The 4,164-nt window shown below is 44.9% G+C and carries 4 protein-coding genes; 1 reads left to right on the forward strand and 3 read right to left on the reverse strand.

The annotated features are described in order from the left end of the window. A partial coding sequence (locus AC075L_RS00625) for an NAD-dependent DNA ligase (RefSeq protein WP_476387018.1) occupies positions 1–1,092 on the reverse strand: 1,092 nt, incomplete at its 3' end. Then, entirely contained in the window at positions 1,004–1,975 is a 972-nt protein-coding gene (locus AC075L_RS00630; RefSeq protein ID WP_476387016.1) for a pseudouridine synthase, read from the reverse strand. The genes AC075L_RS00625 and AC075L_RS00630, both read right to left, overlap by 89 nt. Before the next feature lie 143 nt (positions 1,976–2,118). On the opposite strand from AC075L_RS00630, the gene AC075L_RS00635 reads away from it, so the two are divergent. Next, complete coding sequence (locus AC075L_RS00635) at positions 2,119–3,363, forward strand: polysaccharide deacetylase family protein (RefSeq protein ID WP_022381037.1); 1,245 nt, start codon at positions 2,119–2,121, stop codon at positions 3,361–3,363. A 148-nt stretch (positions 3,364–3,511) separates the two neighbouring features. Here the strand turns inward: AC075L_RS00635 and AC075L_RS00640 are convergent. Next, a partial coding sequence (locus tag AC075L_RS00640) for an SH3 domain-containing protein (RefSeq protein WP_476387017.1) occupies positions 3,512–4,164 on the reverse strand: 653 nt, incomplete at its 5' end.

Consider the following 4,164-nt stretch of genomic DNA (forward strand, 5'->3'; position numbering starts at 1 on the left):
CACATCATTTACCTTCTGTATCTGTGTTCCATGGCCACATGCAGGGCAGGTATCCGGAATTTCCAGTTTACTGCTGCGTGTGAGGTTTTCTGCAATCTGCGGAATGATCATATTTGCTTTATATACAGTGATCGTATCCCCGATACCAAGCTGCAATTCTTTTAGAATGCTCACATTGTGTACGCTGGCGCGGCTCACAGTGGTTCCCTCCAGCTCAACCGGTTCAAAAACAGCCACCGGATTGATCAGCCCTGTTCTTGACGGGCTCCATTCGATCTCCAGAAGATGGGTTTCTCTGATCTCATCTGCCCATTTGAATGCAAAAGCATTTCTGGGAAATTTCGCCGTTCTTCCAAGGGAATCTCCGTATGCAATATCATCATAAAGAGCAACCAGTCCGTCCGACGGAAAATCATTCTCAGTGATCGCAGTTGAAAAATATTCCATGGCTTCATCCAGCGTTGAAGCTGTGACTGTCCTGTATTCCACTACATCAAATCCCTGTTCTTTCAGCCATTCAAACTGCCGGGCTCTTGAATTATGGAAATCAACCCCGTCGGCGCTTACCAGCGTAAATGCGTAGAAACGCACATTCCTGCGGGCTGTGATCTCATTGTTTAACTGGCGGACAGAACCGCTGCATAAGTTTCTCGGATTCTTGTATTTCGCATCAACGTCTTCTATGGATTCATTGATCCGTTCAAAGTCTGAATAGGTAATGATCGCTTCCCCGCGTAACACCAGTCTTCCCTGATACGGGATTTTAAGAGGAACGTTCTTAAATACTCTGGCATTATTGGTGACAACCTCTCCTGTCACACCGTTTCCACGTGTAACTGCTTTGGCAAGTCCTCCATTCTCGTAGGTAAGAACGATCGTCAGTCCGTCCAGCTTCCATGACAGAAGCGTTTTGTGTTCCCCGATAAATTCCCTCAGAACTTCTCTGTCCTTAGTCTTGTCCAGAGACAGCATGGGGGATTCGTGTTCTTCTTTTGGAAGCTGGTCAACTGCCTCGTACCCTACGCTTATGGTTGGGCTGTTTGCCAGAACAGTGCCTGTCTCTTTCTCCAGAGCCTGAAGCTCGTCGTACATCTGATCGTACTCTCTGTTGCTTATGATCTCTGTATCCTGCTGGTAATACGCCTTTGCTGCCCTGTCCAGCTTTTGCACCAGCTCTTTCATTCGCATGATCGCTGCTGTTTCCATTCTGTTCTCCTGTTCTGATCACTGTTTCACTTGTGGAAGATTCCAGTAAATGGTTCAGTTCTTCCCATTCCTGTGCTGTGATCTCTCTGTATTCGCCTTCTCTGATCCCGTCCAGAGTCAGATTCATGATCCTGATCCTTTTCAGCTTCTGTACCTCATATCCCAGATACCGGCACATTCTGCGGATCTGCCGGTTCAGTCCCTGTGTCAGAATGATCCGAAAGCTGCATTCTCCTGTCTGCACCACTCTGCATGGTCTGGTCACTGTATCAAGAACAGGGACTCCCTTGCTCATCCTTCGGACAAATTCCCTGTCCACCGGCTTATTCACTGTCACAAAATATTCTTTCTCATGATAGTTTCCGGCGCGCATGATCTTATTGACCAGATCTCCTTCATTTGTCAGAAGGAGAAGGCCCTGTGATTCTTTATCCAGTCTGCCCACAGGATAAACACGCAGAGGATAATCCAGATAATCTGTTACCGTTGTCTCATCAAACTGCTGCTTTGTACTGCACACGATCCCTCTGGGTTTGTTAAAAAGAAGCAGTACTTTTTTTTCATTTTTATGGACAGGTATATTGTCTGCACAGACCTCATCTTCCAGGCTGACTTTCTGACCGCTTTCTGCTTTTTTTCCGTTTACCGTAATCCTTCCCTCTTCGATCATCCGGTCGGCTTCCCGTCTGGAGCATATGCCTGCCTCGCTTAAATATTTGTTTATTCTGATTTTTTCGTCCATTGTTCTATTATATAATTTTTTGTACATCTTATCAACGGTGAAATTTTTCTGGAATTTTTTTCAAAAGGGCAGGAATGGGGAATCGCCTTGTATTTTGTCAGATTTTATTGTATGATATCGAATGACAGGATATCTTTTTTGTCACTGATTTTATCAAAAAGGAGGCTTTCATGTCAGATAATTTACCACGTACAAACCGGTGGCTGATCGCACTTTCTGTTATTCTGTGTCTGATACTTGGAGGAATTTTCACCCGTTCTTCCGCTGTGACTTCACAGGCAGATGCCATCAGCGATGCCGGAGCTTTCGTGTCAGAAGATCAGGATTCTGCGGAGTTTACTTCTGAGGAAACATTGACTGATAGCAATGATAATTTTACGGATTCTTCTTCCGGGAAACTGTTTGGACGCACTTCTTCAGATTCATCTGAGACTTCTCCGGGCGGTCCTGCATTAAGCACTGATATCTCGCCTGAGGCATCAGAGGGCAGCTGGGCTTCCAGCGGAAGTAACTGGATGTTTCTGGTGGATGATAAACCATACACAGGATGGTTCACAGATACAGACGGGAAACAGTACTATATGGATGAGACCGGTATTATGCAGACAGGCTGGACAGATATCGGAAAGAAGCGGTATTATTTTGATATGGATGGCATTCTGCAGACAGGGACTGTAATAATAGATAAGAAAACTTATGAACTGGATACAGATGGTTCTCTGAAAGATTATACACCAAAGAAAAAATCCTCGAAGAAGAAATCTTCAGGTAAGTCAGACACCTCTGACAAGTCCGGTACATCTACGGCAAAGAAGTCGGTCGCCCTTACTTTTGATGATGGTCCCAGTTCTTTTACAGACCGTCTTCTGGACTGTCTGGAAGAAAATAATGCAAAGGCAACTTTCTTTATGGTGGGTACTGAGATTGCCAGTTTTCCGGACGAAGTAAAACGCATGAAGAAACTGGGCTGTGAACTTGGAAACCACACTTATGACCATAAGGATCTGGCGACTCTTTCTTCGGATGAGATCAGTTCAGAAATTGCAAGAGTGGATGAACAGCTTGTAAATCTTACAGGTGAGGGAGCTTCGGTGGTCCGCCCGCCATATGGATCTGTTAATGATACTGTAAAATCAACTGTGGGAACCCCGATGATTCTGTGGTCCATTGACACCCTGGACTGGAAAACGCAGGATGTGGAATCTACGGTTGAGGAAGTCATGAATAACGTAAAAGATGGTTCCATTATTCTGATGCATGACATTTTCAGCACCTCTGTAGATGCAGCCGAGATCCTGATCCCGCAGCTTATCGAAGAAGGCTATCAGCTTGTAACAGTGCACGAACTGGCTTCCCTGCATCAGACAGAATTATCGACAGGAGTTACATACGGTGAATTTAATCGAATCAAGTAAGTCCCTTGCGGAAGTTGCGAAAAGTAATAAGAACAGCAAAATCTCCAGCAGAAGCTGACAAGAACAATGTCAGAAAAACGGAACGTAAAAAATACAGGCAGTTACCACAAGGATAACCGCCTGTATTTTTTACGTTCCATATTCAATTTTATTCAAGTAAATCTCCTCTGATGTATCCGGTCTGACCGTCGTAGTCGATCTGAACCCATTCACCATCAGTACCTGTCTTCTGAACCTGATCACCTGCTGAGATCACGCCAAGGATATCAGCATCTGTGCTGGCTTCTGCGCGTACATTACATTCCTCCGAAGCAGTAAGCATCGTGCCATCTTCTGCCTCTGTTGACACACCTGCTTCCTCCCCAAGACCATTCAGGAATTCTTCAAGAGACGGATCAGATTGCTGTGCCTGATCCAGTTCATTCTGCACCTTCTTTATAAGAGCTGAAACATCACTGTCTGATAACTGTTTTTCCATATATGCGGAAATCTCAGAATCCTGTAAAGCTCCGTTATTGATCACCCAGTTTCCTTCGCTGTTCTTATATACATAGAACTGAGTCAGTGCAGGGGCCTTGGTCTCAACGCCCTGACAGATATACGAGAAACAGGCGTAAACCACGTAAGAATCATCTGTCATACCTTTCTTCGTGTACACATCGCCTACTTCATACCCTTCGATATAATCTTTCAAATTTGTGACTTTTGACTCATCAGACGGTGTGAAATCATCTTCCAGAGTCTTCAGCGTTGCAATATCTTTTTCCCCCAGAGCCTGATAATAGCTCGTGATCAATGCAG

This window comes from Blautia sp. ZXY-1-B12 (assembly GCF_056339915.1).